At 73.3% G+C, this 16275-nt stretch carries 12 protein-coding genes; 9 read left to right on the top strand and 3 right to left on the bottom strand.

The annotated features are described in order from the left end of the window. The first annotated feature begins 6 nt into the window (after positions 1 to 6). From DQ384_RS07185 to DQ384_RS07150, 8 genes are all read left to right on the top strand, one after another. On the top strand, positions 7 to 2241 hold the full coding sequence (locus DQ384_RS07185) for a serine/threonine-protein kinase (RefSeq protein WP_114027893.1): 2235 nt from the start codon (positions 7 to 9) through the stop codon (positions 2239 to 2241). 90 nt (positions 2242 to 2331) lie between these two features. Further along, positions 2332 to 3558, top strand: coding sequence for a serine/threonine-protein kinase (locus DQ384_RS07180; RefSeq protein ID WP_114027892.1), 1227 nt, complete (start codon positions 2332 to 2334; stop codon positions 3556 to 3558). A gap of 341 nt (positions 3559 to 3899) precedes the next feature. Beyond that, entirely contained in the window at positions 3900 to 4679 is a 780-nt protein-coding gene (locus DQ384_RS07175) for an electron transfer flavoprotein subunit beta/FixA family protein (protein WP_114027891.1), read from the top strand. Positions 4680 to 4689: 10 nt separating this feature from the next. Then, the gene (locus DQ384_RS07170) at positions 4690 to 5643 is read left to right on the top strand and encodes an electron transfer flavoprotein subunit alpha/FixB family protein (RefSeq protein WP_114027890.1); all 954 of its coding nucleotides are present in this window, start codon (positions 4690 to 4692) and stop codon (positions 5641 to 5643) included. Positions 5644 to 5935: 292 nt separating this feature from the next. After that, positions 5936 to 6496: an RNA polymerase sigma factor gene (locus DQ384_RS07165; protein WP_114027889.1), complete on the top strand. Its 561-nt coding sequence runs from the start codon at positions 5936 to 5938 to the stop codon at positions 6494 to 6496. Next, positions 6496 to 7368: a hypothetical protein gene (locus DQ384_RS07160; RefSeq protein WP_114027888.1), complete on the top strand. Its 873-nt coding sequence runs from the start codon at positions 6496 to 6498 to the stop codon at positions 7366 to 7368. The genes DQ384_RS07165 and DQ384_RS07160 overlap by 1 nt, the downstream gene beginning before the upstream one ends. Positions 7369 to 7632: 264 nt before the next feature. Then, a complete protein-coding gene (locus DQ384_RS07155; RefSeq protein WP_245966289.1) occupies positions 7633 to 9057 on the top strand; it encodes a hypothetical protein in 1425 nt (474 codons plus the stop codon). 35 nt (positions 9058 to 9092) lie between these two features. Beyond that, entirely contained in the window at positions 9093 to 9857 is a 765-nt protein-coding gene (locus DQ384_RS07150; RefSeq protein ID WP_114027887.1) for an SDR family NAD(P)-dependent oxidoreductase, read from the top strand. 95 nt (positions 9858 to 9952) lie between these two features. On the opposite strand, the gene DQ384_RS07145 is transcribed toward DQ384_RS07150, so the two are convergent. Beyond that, positions 9953 to 11155 carry an MFS transporter gene (locus tag DQ384_RS07145; RefSeq protein ID WP_114027886.1) on the bottom strand — a complete coding sequence of 401 codons (1203 nt, stop codon included), beginning with the start codon at positions 11153 to 11155 and terminating at the stop codon, positions 9953 to 9955. Between the two features lie 307 nt (positions 11156 to 11462). After that, positions 11463 to 11972 carry a TetR/AcrR family transcriptional regulator gene (locus tag DQ384_RS07140; RefSeq protein ID WP_114027885.1) on the bottom strand — a complete coding sequence of 170 codons (510 nt, stop codon included), beginning with the start codon at positions 11970 to 11972 and terminating at the stop codon, positions 11463 to 11465. 59 nt (positions 11973 to 12031) lie between these two features. On the opposite strand from DQ384_RS07140, the gene DQ384_RS07135 reads away from it, so the two are divergent. Next, positions 12032 to 13192 carry a cysteine desulfurase family protein gene (locus tag DQ384_RS07135; protein ID WP_114027884.1) on the top strand — a complete coding sequence of 387 codons (1161 nt, stop codon included), beginning with the start codon at positions 12032 to 12034 and terminating at the stop codon, positions 13190 to 13192. A 31-nt stretch (positions 13193 to 13223) separates the two neighbouring features. On the opposite strand, the gene DQ384_RS07130 is transcribed toward DQ384_RS07135, so the two are convergent. Further along, entirely contained in the window at positions 13224 to 16103 is a 2880-nt protein-coding gene (locus DQ384_RS07130) for an AfsR/SARP family transcriptional regulator (RefSeq protein WP_114027883.1), read from the bottom strand. Positions 16104 to 16275 lie beyond the last annotated feature (172 nt).

Below are 16275 nucleotides of genomic sequence, written 5' to 3'. Positions count from 1 at the left end.
GGGGGCATGACGGGTGAGACGATGCGGGAGACGATGGACAGACTCGGCCCCTACAGGCTGCTGCGCCGCCTAGGCGAGGGCGGCATGGGCGTCGTCCACCTGAGCCTGGACGACGAGGGCAGGCAGGTCGCCGTCAAGGTGCTCCACCCGCACGTGGCCGCCGACCTCAAGGCCCGGGACCGCCTGACGCGCGAGGTCGAGACCATGCGCCGGGTGCGCAGCCCGCGCGTCGCGGCGGTGATCGACGCCGAGCTGACGGGTCGCACGCCGTACATCGTGACGAGGTTCGCCCCCGGCCGCACGCTGGAGGAGACGGTGCTGTCGGACGGGCCGCTGCCCGCCGACGCCGTGATCCGGCTGGCGCGCGGGCTGTGCGAGGCGCTCATCGCGATCCACGCGGCGGACGTGATCCACCGCGACTTCAAGCCGGCGAACGTCATGCTGGTCGGCGGCGACCCGCTGGTGATCGATTTCGGCATCGCCCACCTGGTCAACGCGACCCGGCTGACGCAGACCGGCATGTTCGTCGGCACGCCCGGCTACCTCGCGCCCGAGATCATCAGGGACGAGGAGATCACGCAGGCGGCGGACGTGCACGCGCTGGCCGCCACCGTGTTCTTCGGCGCGACGGGCAAGCCGCCGTTCGGCACGGGCACCTTCGAGTCGGTCTGCTACAACATCATGGAGGGCCGGGCGAACATCGACCAGGCCCCCGTCTGGCTGCGGGGCTGGCTGCGCGCGGCGTTCGCCGTCGACGCCTCGGCCCGGCCGGACGCCCGCCGCCTGCTGGCGATGTCCCGGGCCCTGGACCCGAGCGTGACGGCGTTGCAGGAGAGCCCGGCGCGGGCGGGCGACACGCGCAGGATCGGCGGCTCGGGCGGCGCCGGCAACGCCAACGGCGAGGGCGCGGGCCGGCTGCGGGGCACCATGGCTCCCGGGACTCCGGGGGCGCCCGGAGTCGCGGGCGTTCCGGGTGTTCCCGGCGTCTCCGGCGCCGACGACGGCACCCGCGTGCTCGACGATGGAACCCGCGTGCTGGACGACGGCACCCGCGTGCTCGGCGACGGCACCCGCGTCCTGACCGATGGCACCCGCGTGCTCGCGGGCTCGGGGGCGGAGGGCAACGAGCCGGACGAGCCGCGCACCAAGCGCGAGAAGCTCGCGCGGGAGGACAGCTTCTCCGACCTGCTGCCGCCCGTGCGGTACGCCGAGCCGGAGCGCAGGCGCAGGGCCGCCGCGGCCTCGTCTTCGCCCCCGGCCGTATCGCCCCCCGCCGTGTCTCCGCCCCGCGCGAGCCCGCCCGCCGCACCGCCTGCCGCCGCGCCGCCCGCGTACGCGCCGCCCCCGGCGAGCTACGCGCCGCCGCCCGCGTACCCGCCCGCCCCGTACGGGCCGCCGCCCGGCTACGCGCCCCCGCCGTACCCGGACCAGCGGGTCGCGTACCCGCCCGCGCCGCCGCCCGCGCCCGGGGCCGCCCGGGGCTCGGCCCCGCCGCCGGCCGGCGCGCGGCCGTACCAGCCCGACCAGGGGCCCGGTCATGGGCGTGGCCCCGAGGGCGAGGCCCGGCGCGACCGCCCGCGGTACCGCGCGGGGCATCCGCTGCTGTCGGCGCTGCTGCTGGTGGTGGCGGTCGCGTTCGCGCGCATGGTGCCCGTGCTCGGGTGCGTGTTCATGGTGGTCGTGGTGCTGTGCCTGCGCGTCGGGGAGCACCTGTGGGGCGATCTCGCCGACCGCCGCGCGGTTCGGGGCAGCAGCGCGAGCGACCCTCTGCTCGCCGTGCTGGGCACCCCGTGGGCGCTGATCAAGTCCGCGCTGGCGACGCTCGTGATCACGCCGCTGGCGGCGATGTTCGGCGTCTGCGCCTGGGGCGCGCTGCACTACATGGCGAACATGGACGGCGACTCGGCGGCGGCGTGGGGGGCGTCGGCGTTCGTCGCCGGGCTGTTCGTGCTGCCGGGGGGCGGCAAGCCGCGTAAGGCCGTGGCCCGCACGCTCACCGCGGTGATCCGCAGCCCGGGGGCGGGCATGGTGGTCACGATCATCGTCGCCACGCTCGCGTTCTTCGCGGTGATGACCGCCGTCACGGCCGAGCCGTCGTGGACGCCCTGGGAGGCGCCGTCGCAAGTGATCAACTCGCTCAGCGCGTCGGCGCGCAGCAGCGCGACGGGGCTCGTCAGCGGGCTGGTCGAAGATCTCTTGAAGAATCTTGGCCTGGGTTTTCTGGCCTTCTGGGGGAAATGACCTGAGACGGTCATCGTTTCCCCCAGTGTCGGTGTGGAAATGAGGCGGCCGAGCGCGCACGATGGAAGGGGCTGGCCCGGAAGGAGTCGCATGAGCGTGCCGGCGGCCGATCAGCTCGGTCCCTACCGCCTGCTGTCGAGGCTGGGGGCGGGCGGGTTCGGCGAGGTCCATCTCGCGCTGGACCCCGAGGGGCACACCGTGGCCGTCAAGGTCCTGCATCCGCACGTCGCCTCGGACGAGCTCGCGCTGGCCCGGCTCGGACGCGAGGTCGAGACCATGCGGCGGGTGCGCGGGCCGCACATCGCCGAGGTGCTGGACGCCTCGATGACCGGCCCCCGGCCCTACCTGGTCACCCGGTACGTCCAGGGACGCTCGCTCGGCAACGTCGTCGCGGCAGGCGGGCCGGTGCGCGGCGACGACCTGCAGCGGCTGGCCGCGGGGCTCGCCGAGGCGCTGGCGGCCATCCACGCGGCGGGCGTCGTGCACAGAGACCTCAAACCCGCGAACGTGATCATCGCGGACGGCGAGCCGCACGTCATCGACTTCGGCATCGCCGACGCGCTGGACGCGTCCTCGGTGACGGCGTCCGGCGCCGTGCTCGGCACGCCCGGCTACCTGGCGCCCGAGGTGCTGGAGGGCCGGGAGGCGGGTCCGCCGGCCGACGTCTTCGCGTTCGGGGCGACGGTCGCGTACGCGGCCTCGGGGCGCCAGCCGTACGGCACGGGCCCGGCGCCGGCGGTGGCCTACCGCGTCGTCCACCACGAGCCCGACCTCGCCGACGTGCCGTCCTGGCTGGCCCCGCTGCTGGCCGAGTGCCTGCGCGCCGACGCGGCGTCCCGTCCGACGGCGGCCGACCTGTGCGCGCGGCTGGGTGCGCCGGTGCCGCAGGTCCTGGTGCCGCCGCAGCGCAGGCGGGTGTCGTCGGGCACCGAGCCGCCGACCGAGGAGTGGCGCCCGGCCGACAAGCGCGAGCCCGCGGGGTCCGCCGACGGGGCACTCGCGCGGCATCGCGAGAAGGTCAGGAAGCGCTGGGTGGTGGGCGCGGGCGTGGTGTCGGGGCTGATCGCGGCGGCCGCCCATGGGTACGTCCCGGAGCTGTCCCTGCTGGTCCTGGCGGCGTACGGCGTGGGCGTGCTCGTGGACGCGGGGTTCGGCGTCGTGGCGAGGGCCAGGGCGCGCGTGGTGTTCGACCTGGTCGGCGCGGCGGGTACCGTCGGGCTGTACGCCCTGCTCACGGCGCTGTTCAGCCCGGCCACGCTCGTGCTGGCGCTCGGCACCGTGATGGTCGTCCTCGTGACGATCGCGTTCGCGAGCTGAGGGTGCGCACTTTCCCGAGCATGGTTCTGGAATAAAGTTCGGTATGGTGGGGAAAAGTAGCCCGCGAGGCTCGCGCGGGCCGGGTAGCTGCGGGTTCGCCGCTAAGCTACCAGCAGGTAACATAGGGACGGGAGAGGGGCGATGCAGCCGGAAACGGAGATCGCCCCGGGGCCCCCGCCGTCACGGCGCCCTGTGGCCCATGACAGTCTGAAGGCGGCCTCCGGTGCAGATCACCGGGGCGGCTCGTACGACGTGCGCGTGCCCCGCGCGCACGTGCCGAGGAATCGGCGTCATCCCAGCGATGCGGTGGCGCCTGTGAAACGGGAGGTCGGCCACCGGCCATGAACATCGTCGTCTGCGTGAAGCAGGTCCCCGACACGGCGACCGAGCGCAAGCTGAACGCCAAGGACAACACGCTCGACCGTGACGCCGCCGACGGCGTCATCAACGAGCTGTGCGAATACGCCGTCGAAGAGGCGCTCAAGATCAAGGAAGCCCACGGCGGCGAGGTGACCGTGCTCACCATGGGGCCGGGCAAGGCCACGGACACGATCCGCAAGGCCCTGGCGATGGGCGCCGACAAGGCCGTCCACCTGGTCGACGACGCCCTCCACGGCTCCGACGCCCTCTCCACGTCGTACGCGCTGGCCCAGACGCTGAGGAAGATCGGCTTCGACCTGGTCGTCCTCGGCTCGGAGTCCACCGACGCGCGCACCGGCGTGCTCGCCGCCATGCTGGCCGAGCGCCTCGGCGTCCCGCAGCTCACGCTCGCGGGCAAGGTGGACATCGACGGCTCCGCGATCGCGATCCAGCGGGTCACCGACTACGGCTTCGACAAGGTCGAGGCCTCGCTGCCCGCCGTGGTCTCCGTCGTCGAGAAGATCAACGAGCCGCGCTACCCCTCGTTCAAAGGCATCATGGCCGCCAAGAAGAAGCCGGTGGAGACCCTCGGCATCGCCGACGCCGAGATCGAGGCCGCGCAGGTCGGCCTCGGCGGCGCCTGGAGCGAGGTCGTCGAGTTCGCCGTCGCGCCCCCGCGCGCGGCCGGCACCATCGTCAAGGACGAGGGCGACGGCGGGTCGAAGGCCGCCGAGTTCCTCGCGTCGAAGAAGTTCATCTGAGGGGCGACCAATGGCTGAGATTCTGGTTCTCGTCGAGCACATCGACGGAGAGGTCAAGAAGGTCACCCTGGAGCTGCTGACGCTGGCCCGCTCACTGGGCAGCGCGTCGGCCGTGTGGGCGGGTCCCGGCTACTCCGAGTCCGCCAGGGCGCGCCTCGCCGAGTACGGAGCCGACAAGATCTACGTCGCCGGCTCCGAGGAGATCGTCGACTACGTCGTCGCGCCGAAGGCCGAGCTGCTCGCCCAGCTCGTCGCCTCCGCCTCGCCCGCCGCGGTGCTCGTCGCCGCGACCGCCGAGGGCAAGGAGGTCGCCGGCCGCCTCGCGATCAAGACCGACTCCGGCGTGATCACCGATGCCGTGGGCCTGGGCGACGGCTTCGTCGCCGAGCAGTCCATCTTCGGTGGCGGTGTCAACGTCAGGGCGAGGGCCGTCAAGGGCACCCCGATCGTCGCCGTCCGTCCCAACTCGACCGCGCCCGAGGCGTCGGCGGGGGCCGGGGCCGAGGAGCAGGTGACGGTCGCGCTGTCGGACGCCGCCAAGGGCGCGCGGGTGGTCGAGCGGGTCAAGCAGGAGAAGGGCGCCCGTCCCGAGCTCACCGAGGCCGCGATCGTGGTCTCCGGCGGGCGCGGGGTCGGCTCCGCCGAGAACTTCGCGGTCATCGAGAAGCTGGCCGACGCGCTCGGGGCCGCCGTGGGCGCCTCACGGGCCGCCACCGACGCCGGGTGGTACCCCCACCAGTTCCAGGTCGGGCAGACCGGCAAGACCGTCTCGCCGCAGCTCTACATCGCGGCGGGCATCTCCGGGGCGATCCAGCACCGGGCCGGCATGCAGACCGCCAAGACGATCATCGCGATCAACAAGGATTCCGAGGCTCCGATCTTCGAGCTGGCCGACTTCGGCGTCGTGGGCGACCTGCACCAGATCGTCCCGCAGCTCACCGAAGAGGTGGAGAAGCGCAAGTAACCGCCACCAAGGCGTCTTCGAGGACGGCGCCGCGCCCGTGATCCGGGCGCGGCGCCGTCCTTTTCCTGTGCGGGACGGTTCACGCATGGGGACGGACCTCTCGTACAGGACCGTCTCCTGCATACCCGTGTGTCTCGCGTGTGGGGCGGCCTCGCGCCAGGAGGATCTGCGGGCGACTCATGACCTTCGTGCTTCCCATGCGGTCTGACGAAGTTTCTCCGATTCAAGGTGAAACAGCCCTTGTGCGCCGGACACGTACAGAGTGAAGAGTCCCCCGACGAGAGGGAGCAGCGTGGGTCCCCCAGACCTCAAGCGGCGCTTCGAGGAGATCTACACCGCGCACTACGCCGAGATCCTCGCGTACGTACGGCGGCGCACCGCCTCCTCCGACGACGCGGCCGACGCCCTCGCCGAGACCTTCACCACCGCCTGGCGCCGCCTGGACGACGTTCCCGACGGAGCCAGGGCCCGCCTGTGGCTGTACGGCGTGGCCCGCCGCGTGCTGGCGAACGGCCGCCGGGCCGAGTCCCGCCGCGGAGAGCTGGTCGAACGGCTGGGAGCGCAGCTCGCGCTCTGGACCGAAGGCACCGGCCCGGTCGGCGCGGACGATCTCGATGGCGTCCGCGTCGCGTTCGGGCGGCTCAAACCGGACGACATGGAGGTCCTCTCCCTGGCGAGCTGGGAAGGGCTGAGCTCCGAGGAGATCGCGACCGTGCTGGGCTGCTCGCGAGGGGCCGCGCGGCTGCGGTTGCACCGGGCGCGCAAACGCCTGGCGGGCGAGCTGAGTGCCGCCGGGTTCGATCTGGCCCGATACGGCTCCCGTGCGATCACACTGACGAAGGAAAAGGCGTGATGAACGACGTCGACCGCATCATCGACCGCCTGGTGGCGGACATCGCCCCCGACCCGGGCCCCGGCATGACCCCCCTCGCCCGGGAACTGTTCGAGGAGATCACCAGGGCCGCCGCACCCGCCCCGCCCCGCCGCCGGTGGGCCGTCATGCCCCGCCGCCGGTGGATCGCCGGGCCGGTCGCCGCCGCGCTCACGACAGTGGCCGCCGTCGCCGTGATCGGCGTCGGCTCGGCCCCGGCCTCCGCGGCCCTGGACATCAAGCGGGACGGCGACCACTACATCATCACCGTCAGGGACCTCTTCGCCAATCCGGACGTCTACCAGGCCGAGCTCAGGGCGCGCGGGCTCGACATCGATCTGACCGTCCTGCCGACGTCGGCGAGCAACGCCCGGACGTTGATCGTCATCAATGGCGTGCGGCCGCGCGAACCGGGCCGTCCGGTGTCGGGCGACGTCAAGACGCCCATCACGACCATCGACGAGCCGGGACCCTGTGAGCGGTTCGGGGGATGCGCGGCCACTCTGAAGGTCCCGGTCGGCTACAAGGAGAAGGCCGAGATCGTCCTCGGCCGCGAGGCCCGTCCGGGTGAGGAGTACATGATGCCCCCCGGCATCGACGCTCCCGGCGAGCCCCTGCACTGCGTCCACTACGCCAACATGACCGTCGCCGAGCTGATGCCGATCCTGCGGGAACGTGGTGTGGAGCCGCAGTTCACCTCCTACGCGACCAAACGGTTCGAGTCGACGGCTCCCGGCGGCTGGTACGTCTACGACGGGGTCATGAGCGCGGCGGGCAAGGCGCGCATTCTCGTCAACCCCGTACCGAATCCCAAGCCCCGGCCGTTCGACGCTTTCTGCAAGAACGGCTCCTGAACCATCCTCGGCCCGTGGCCGGGTGTAGGCCGTACGGCGCCTCCCGGCCACCGACGTGAGGACCCACCTCCTCGTCGCGCGGGCTGAACGCCCTTTCGCCGCGACGTTCCGCCTGAGGCGCGTTCCAGCTCCACGGCGCCGGCGTCCACACGCCTCCGCGGCCCTTCCCGCCTGAAGACCCCGCGTCGCCTGCCGGCCCGCCGGTTCTCTTCGGCATGCGCGGATTCGTTTCCAGGCGGCCTCACGACGACGATCGGATCCAGCGTGCTCACACAGGTCCGCCCGGCCATGTCCTCCCCGCGCCGCCCCGCGTGGCTCGCCGTCTTCCCGGACCACCGCCTCTTCGCCGTGGTGCTGGCGCTCGCCGCCGGGCTGCGGGTGGTCACGATGCTCGGCTACCGGCCCGCCCGGCTGTATTGGTACGACTCGTTCACCTACCTCGACACCGCCGTCCATCTCGCGCCCTCGGGTGCCTTCCACCCGGCCGGCTACTCCCTGCTGCTGAGGGCCCTGTGGCCGTTCCACAGCATGGAACTGGTGGCCGCCGTCCAGCACCTCATGGGGCTGTCCATCGGCGTGATGATCTACGGGCTGCTCCGCCGCAGGTCGCTGCCCGCGTGGGCGGCGGTGATCGCCACCGTGCCCGCGCTGCTTGACGCCTCGTTCCTCCAACTGGAACACGCGGTCCTGTCCGACACGCTGTTCATGTTCCTGGTCGTCGCGGGGCTCACCACGCTCATGTGGTCGCCCCGGCTGTCGGCACGGGCCGCCACGGGGGCGGGCCTGATGTTCGCGGCGGCGGCGGTCACCCGGACGATCGCGCTGCCGCTGATAGGGCTGGTCCTGATCGTCCTCGCCGTCCGGCGGGCCGGCCTCAGGCGCCTGGTCGCGGTCGCCTTGGCCGGGACGCTGCCCGTGGTCGCCTATGCCGCCTGGTACGCCGCGCACCACGGCAGGTTCGCCCTCAACGAGGCGGACGGGGTCGCGCTCTGGGCGCGCACGATGACCTTCGCCGACTGCTCGATCATCAAGCCTCCGCCCAGGGAGGCCGTCCTGTGCCCCAACGGCACCGTCGTGGACGCCGCGTCCGAGTACGTGTGGGCGCCCGGGGCCTCGCTCAACCGGCTTCCGGGCGGCCGGTTCGCGAACAACGCGCTCGCGCGCTCCTTCGCGGTCAAGGCGATCCTGGCGCAGCCGTTCGACTACCTGCGCGACGTCGCCCGTGACACCTCGATCGCCTTCTCGTGGACCCCCGTCGCCCATCCCAAGCGGGTCACCCCGGCTTTCGGCTGGGCCAACGGGTCGTGGGGGCTGCCCGGCCAACCCCTGATCGACAAGGTGAGGAGGGAGTACGGGGGCTCCGGCATCCGCGGCATGTCCTCCGTCCGGCCGTACTCCGACTTCCTGATCGCCTACCAGTACCTCGCCTACCTGCGCGGGCCGCTGCTGGGCGCCATCCTGCTCGTCGGCGCGGCGGGCGCCGTACTGCGGCGGCATGGCGCGGCGCTGCCCTGGACGATCGCGATGGGCCTGCTGGTCGGCCCGGTCGCCGTCCTGGACTTCGACCACCGCTACGTCCTGCCCGTCATCCCGCCCGCCTGCCTCGCCGCCGCCCTCGCCCTCCATGCGCTGCTCACACGCGCCGACCGCTCGGGCAACGGCGGTCCGTTGACATCGTTAGCCGACTAGGGAATTCTGTTAGTCAGCTAACGAAAGGCAGGCTAATGGACCTGGGACTGTGGGGCAAGGCCGTGTTCGTCACGGGCGCGTCCAGCAATATCGGCCGCGCGACGGCGGCGGCCTTCGGCGCGGAGGGCGCCAGGGTGGCGATCGGCTACCACTCCGCCAAGGACGAGGCCGAGCACACCGCAGAGCTGGTCGAGCGCGGCGGCGGGCGGGCCATGACCGTGCGGATGGACCTCGGCGACCAAGCCTCCGTCGAGGCGGCCGCCGCCGAGGTCGCCGGCGCGTTCGGCGGCGTGGACGTGCTGGTGAACAACGCCGTGGCCTGGCCCGGCTTCCCCGCGCCCGGGGAGGTCTTCGAGACCGTCCCCGTGGAGCGGATGCGCGCCTCTCTGGACGCCAACCTCTTCGGCCACTACCTGCTGACCCGCGCCGTGGTCGGGTCGATGCGCGCGCGCACGTGGGGCAGGATCGTCCACGTCTCCACCGGCCTGGTGCAGGACGGCCTGCCGGGCGCCTCGCCCTACGTCACGCCGAAGTCAGGGCTGCACGGCCTGACGCGGACGATGTCCCGTGAGCTGGCGTCGGCGGGCATCCTCACCAACCTGGTCATGGCCGGATTCGTCGTCGGCGAGCGTGACCTCCCCGCCGAGATGATCGCCAAGGCGTCGGCCGCCGCCGCGACGGGACGGACGACGGCCGCCGCCGAGGTGGCCCGATTGATCGTCTTCCTCTGCTCGGAGGCCAACGGCAACGTCACCGGCGAGCTCATCCGCGCCGACGGCCACTTCCTCGCGCCCCTGTGACGGCACGGCCGGGGCCGGTCACCGGAGCGCCGGCCGCGAGGTGGCCACCGGCGCTCCCGGGGGTGTGGCGTCGCCCGTCACGGGAGCCGGGCGCGTCACGCGGCCAGCGTCACCGGCTCCGCGGCCCGCTCCCGTAGCGGCTGGACGTCGGCCACGGCGGCGGGCTCACGCGGCAGGAAGCGGGCGGCCACCGCGATGAACACGCCCAGCAGGACGGCCACGCCGAGCGCGGTCCTCAGCGTCGCCGCGTGGCTGACGAAGCCGATCACCACGGGGCCGAGCAGCAGCCCGGCGTACCCCATCGCGCCGGTCTGGGCGATGGCCGGGCCGGGGGCGGAGGTGGCCGTGCCCGCCAGGGAGATGGCCATCGGCGAGACGGTGGCCACGGTGAGCCCGATGAGCATCATGCCGGGCACGGCCACCAGCGGGGACGCGGTGGCGATCACCAATGCGAACGACACGGCCGTGCCGAGCCCCGAGGCGATGATCAGCCGGCGGGTGCCCACGCGGGCGCGCAGGCGGTCACCCGCGAGACGGGCGAGCAGCATGCCCGCCTCGAAGATCGGGTAGCCGAGCGCGGCCACCGCCTCCGGCACGCCGACCGTGTCGCGCAGGAACAGCCCGTTCCAGTCCGCGACCGCGCCCTCGACCATGAACGCGCCGAACGCGATGGCGCCGAGCAGGTACACGACCGGCGGCATCCCGCGCCGGGTGGCGTCCGGGGAGGCCGCCGGGGTGACCGGGTCGGCCAGGAAGCCCCGGCTGAGCAGGAAGGCCATCGGCGCCGACACCACGGCGACCGCGACGAGGTTGGCCTCGAAGGACACGCCCGCCGCGATCGCGAGCGTGCCGAGGGCGCCGGCCGACATGGCGCCCACGCACCATCCGGCGTGCATGCCGTTCATCAGCGGGCGCCCGTACGCCCGCTCGACCGTCGAGCCCTGGGCGTTCATGGCGACGTCGACCGTGCCGAACGCCATGCCGAACAGCGCCGCCGCCGCGACCGCCCACGGCAGCGACGGGGCGAAGGCGACCCCGGCCAGCGACACCGCGCTGAGGGGGGCGCCGGCCCGCAGGACCGCGCGGCTGCCGGCCCTGGCCATCACGCCGCGCATGGACTGCATCGTCACCAGCGCCCCGAGCCCCCACGCGAGGAGCACGACGCCCACCGATGCCTCGGACAGGCCGAGTTTGTCGGTCAGCGCCGGAATGCGCACGGTGAACGTGCCGCACATCAGGCCGGCCAGGACGAAGGTGAGGGCCGCCCGGGTGCGGGCGATCCTCAGGACGCGCGTCATCAGAAGTTCCTTTCACGGTGGTTCATGCGGGTTGGAAGGTGTGGGGGATTTGATGCGGCCGCTGGGCATGCCGATCGGCGCCCGCGGGGGTGCGGGCGCGCCGATGGGGGGACGGGGCACGGGGACGGCCGGAGGAAGCGGTGACGCCTGGCGGGGGGATCGCCGGGCGCGCCGGGGGCGGCGCACGCGGCGGCGGCCCTTCCCGGGGACGGCAGGGAAGGGCGGGCGACGTCAGCGCGTCAGGGGGTCAGGACGTGGATCGGGTTCGGGGTGTGGGCTTGGCGGGGAGTTCGGGGCACCGAGCCGGTCAAGGGCCCGCGAGGAAGGCGAGGAGCCTGCGGTGCAGTTCCTCGTACTGCGCGTCGGCGTAGAACTCCGGGTCGTGCGTCACCACGTCCCACAACCCCTCACAGGCCAGGCGGACGATGCGGGCGGCGACCGGGTCGGGCTCGGACGCCATGCCCTCGCGATGCCAGCGGGCCATCGCCTCGCGCATCGGGGCCAATAACTGGGGGTCGCCGGCCGCGCCGGTCACGACGGCCCACCGCCTCAGCCGCCCGCTGCGGACCGCCGCGAGCGTCGCGGCGAGGTAGGCGCGGGTGTAGGAGCTCTCGCCCTGGGCGGTGACCAGCTCGTCGAAGTCGGCCACCAGCCGCTCGATCATGCCCTTGATCAGGGCTTCTTTGGTGTTGAAGTGGTAGAGGAGACCGCCTTTGCTGACGCCGGCGCGCTCGGCCACGGCCGACAGGGTGAGGCACGTGGCCCCCTGCTCGGCCAGCAGTTCCTCCGCCGCGTTCAAAAGCTCATCTCTTCTCACATCCGTCACTATACCGTCCGGACGGTATAGTCCGCAAAACTGGGTACTCTGAGAGAGCCATGGCTTACCTAGACCACGCGGCGACCACGCCGATGCTCCCCGAAGCGATCGAGGCGATGACGGCTCAGCTCGCGCTGGTCGGAAACGCCTCCTCCCTCCACGCGGCCGGCCGCCGCACCCGCAGGGTCGTCGAGGAGTCGCGCGAGACCATCGCCGACGCCCTCGGCGCGCGGCCCAGCGAGGTCGTCTTCACCTCCGGCGGCACGGAGGCCGACAACCTCGCCATCAAGGGGCTGTACTGGGCGCGCCACGCCGCCACCGGCGCCGACCGCGTCCTGATCGGCGCCGTCGAGCACCACGCCGCCCTGGACCCCGCCCACTGGCTGGCCGACCGGCAGAACGCGTCGGTGGAGCTGCTGGACGTCGACGAACACGGCCGCGTCCATCCCGAGACGCTGCGCGCGGCCGTCGAGCGCGACCCCGGCCGCGTCGCGCTGGTCAGCGTGATGTGGGCCAACAACGAGGTCGGCACCGTCCAGCCCGTCGCCGAGCTGGCCGCGGTCGCCCGCGAGCACGGCATCCCGTTCCACACGGACGCCGTGCAGGCCGTGGCGCACCTGCCGGTCTCGTTCACCGCGTCCGGCGTCCAGGCGCTCACCTTGTCCGGGCACAAGGTCGGCGGCCCGATGGGCGTCGGCGCCTTGCTGCTGGCCCGGGGGGTCGACCCGGTACCCGTGCTCCACGGCGGCGGCCAGGAGCGCGACGTCCGCTCCGGCACGCTGGACGCCCCCGCCATCGCCGGGTTCGCGGCGGCCGTGCGGGCGGCGGCCGACCGGCGCGAGCAGGAGGCCGCGCGGCTGACCGCGCTGCGCGACGAGCTGATCGCCCGCGTGCGCGAGGCCGTGCCGGACGTGATCCTCAACGGCGACCCGCGCGACCGGCTGCCCGGCAACGCGCACTTCTCCTTCCCCGGATGCGAGGGCGACGCGCTGCTGATGCTCCTCGACGCCAAGGGCGTGGAGTGCTCGACGGGTTCCGCGTGCTCGGCCGGGGTCGCGCAGCCGTCCCACGTCCTGCTCGCCATGGGCTCCGACGCCCTGCGCGCCCGCGGCTCCCTGCGCTTCACCCTCGGCCACACCTCCACCCGCGAGGACGTCGACGCCCTGGTGGACGTGCTCCCCGCCGCCGTCGAACGCGCCCGCCGCGCCGGCCTGTCCTAGCGAGGCCGTCCGCGGGGCGCTGTGCCCGCGTTCACGTGTTGAGCTGGAGTGCCTCCGGGGGCAACGGCCGGGGAGCGCCGGCGAACCAGTGGAGCTGGGCGTCGCTGACGGCGCCGATGCGGTTCAGGAGGGTCAGGGCCTCGCCCCAGTGCGCCTGCGCGAGGTCGACGCGCCCGAGATCGTGCTGGATGACGCCGAGTCCCCAATGCTGCCGTGCCTCCTCGAAGCGGTCGCCATGCCCCCGCGAGATGATCAGCGCTCGCCGGTGGCACTCCGTGGCCTCCTGAATTCGCCCCTGCAGCCGGTAGGCCTCCCCGAGGCCCGCCAGCGCGTCGCCTTCGCCCCATTCGTGGCCGACGTCCCGTGCGACGGCGAGCGCGGACTGGTAACAGGTGATCGCCTGTTCCGGCCCGCTGGCATGCAGGTGGACCATGCCGAGGTTGCTGAGCAGCATCGCCTCGCCTGACAGGTCCCCGATCTCGCGGCGGATCGCCATGCTCCGCTCGAAACAGGAGATCGCCTCGGCGTACGAGCCATGACGAAACCACGCGTTGCCGCAGGCGTTGAGGGCGCCCGACTCGCCGAGCCGGTCGCCCAGCTCCCGCCACAGGAGCAGGGAACGGCCGGCGTGTTGGATCCCCTCCTCCACGCGGCCGGCCCGGGCGCAGGAGTCACCGAGGAACATGCGGGCATGGGCTTCCGCGCGCCGGTCGCCGAGGCGTTCGGCGACCTCCACGGCGATCCTGTTGATCGACATCCGGTCACCCCAGGCTCCGTGGACACGGAAGGGGCCGGTGAGGGCGGTGGCGAGCCTGGTCGCCGCTCCCGCGCGCCGGCCCGGCAGGGCCGCCGCCTGGCGCAGCGCGGCGAGCAGGTTCGGGCGTTCCGCGTCCAGCCACGCGACCGCTTCTGCGGGACGGTGTACGGGCAGAGATCCGGCGGGAAGGACCGGCAGGTCGCCGACCCATCGCGCCTGGCTCGCGGCCAGCACTTCGGTGATCCGCCTGCCCGCGGCGACGTAGTGGTCGAGGGCCCGGTCCAGAGCGGCGGCCGCGTGCGGCTCTGGGATGTGCCGGGCGCTCTCTTCCCTGGCGAACAGGCGGACGAGGTCGTGCATGCGGTAGCGGCCCGGCGCGGGGGATTCGAGCAGGCGCACGTCGACGAGGCGCTCCAGGGCGGAGTCCGCCCATTCCACCGGCCGATCGGCGAGGGCCGCGGCGACGGGTACGGTCACCTCCGGCCACTGGAGGAGGCCGAGCAGCCGGAGCAGGTGAGCGGAGTCGCCGCCGCCCGGCTCGGCGCGCAGGTCCCTGTGGCTGACGGAGACGCTGGTCCGCACCGCCAGGTCGTCGGCCCGGAGCTCGTCCAGCCGGTGCTGCTCGACGGAGAGACGGTCGGCGAGCGTGCGCAGCGGCCAGTTCGGCCGTGCCGCGAGCCGGGCGCCGGCGATCCGCACGGCGAGGGGGAGGAGTTCGCACAGGTCGACGATTCTTCGCGCCTGGTCCGGTTCGGCCGTGATCCGCCGCGCTCCCGCCAGGTTGGCGAGCAGGGACAGCGCGTCGTCTTGCGGCAGCACGCCGAGGTGATGGTGGTGGGCGGGATGGAGCCCGGGCAGGGCGGCCAGGTGTCGCCGGCTCGTGACCAGCACGGCGCACCCCGCGCTGCCCGGCAGCAGCGGCCGGATCTGCGCGGCGTTGTCCGCGTTGTCGAGGACGATCAGCACGCGGCGGCCGGCCAGCAGGGTGCGGAACCGCGCGGACGCCTCCGCCGGATCCTCCGCGACGGTGGGCATGTCGTCCCCGAGGGCGCGCAGGAACCGATTCAGCGGCTCACCCGGCTCCAGCGGGATCAGCCCCTCGCTCGACCCCTGCAGGTCGGCGTAGAGCTGCCCGTCGGGGAAGTGCCCGGCCAGGATGTGCGCCGCCCGAACTGCGAGCGCCGACTTCCCGACCCCGCCGACCCCCGTGACGACGACCACGGCCGGGCCGGTGTGGTGCCGCGCCGCCAGCACGTCCGTGAGGCGCATCAGATCGCGCCCGCGGCCGGCGAAGGTGGCGAGGTCCGCGGGAACCTCGCGTGGCACCGGCCTGGCCGTCCGGTCGTGCCGCGGTGGGTGGGCGTGGACGTGCTCGTTCGCCGGTGCCGGCCTGGCGGGCCGGACGGTGGCGGGGAACGCCTCGTCGTGGAGGATCGACTGGTGGAGGCTGCGTAGCTCCTCGCCGGGTTCCAGCCCGAGCTCCTCGACGAGCGACGACCGTGCCCGGCGGTAGGCGTCGAGCGCCTCCGCCCGCCGGCGCTCGCCGTGGAGCGCGCGCATGAGCTGCGCCCACAGATTCTCCCTGAGCGGCTGCTCGGCGAGCAGGACGTGCGCCTCGCCGATCACGTCGGCGTGCCTGCCGAGCGCGAGGCGGGCTTCGAGCCGGGTCTCGGCGGTGGCCAGCCGTCGCTCGGCCAGCCGCCTCGCCTCGGAGACGACCGCCTCGGTGGGCGGCACGTCGGTGAAGGCTTCGCCGCGCCACAGGTCGAGCGCCTCGGTCAGCAGCCTGTCGGCCTCCTCGGCGTCCCCCTGGGACAGGGCGGTACGACCACGCGACGCGAGCTCCTCGAACAGGAGCGCGTCCACGGCCCCAGGGTCGCACCGCAGCTCGTACCCGGAGCTGCGGGTGGCGATCGCCTCACCGTCCGAGGGGGCGAGCGCGCGCCTGAGCCGCAGGATGTAGCCGCGGACCAGCGCCGGGGCGGAGGCGGGCGCGGTGTGGGGCCACAGCTCGCCGACGAGCCGGGCGACCGACACCGGGTTGTTGCGGTTGATCAGCAGCAGGGCCAGCAGGGCGCGTGGACGATCGGCCGGGATCGCGTGCCAGCCGAGCCCCGACCGGATCTCCATCGTGCCGAGGCATCGAAACCGCATGACGCGCCTGGCTCCCCGTGCCGTGACCACATGCCTTCCGAGGAACAGACCTTAAACAAGGTCTCGACAGATTGTCTACGGGTCCCCAGCAAGCTGGCTGTCAGACGGGGCGCCGGGTCATACCGCGGCCGCCCGCTCGGCGGTTAGGGAGGCCCGGGTTGTTAGGTCGCTG

Source organism: Sphaerisporangium album (genome assembly GCF_003323745.1).
GTDB classification, from domain to species: Bacteria; Actinomycetota; Actinomycetes; order Streptosporangiales; family Streptosporangiaceae; genus Sphaerisporangium; species Sphaerisporangium album.
The sequence above is the reverse complement of the archived record's forward strand: the minus strand, read 5'-3'. Positions and strand labels throughout refer to the sequence as shown.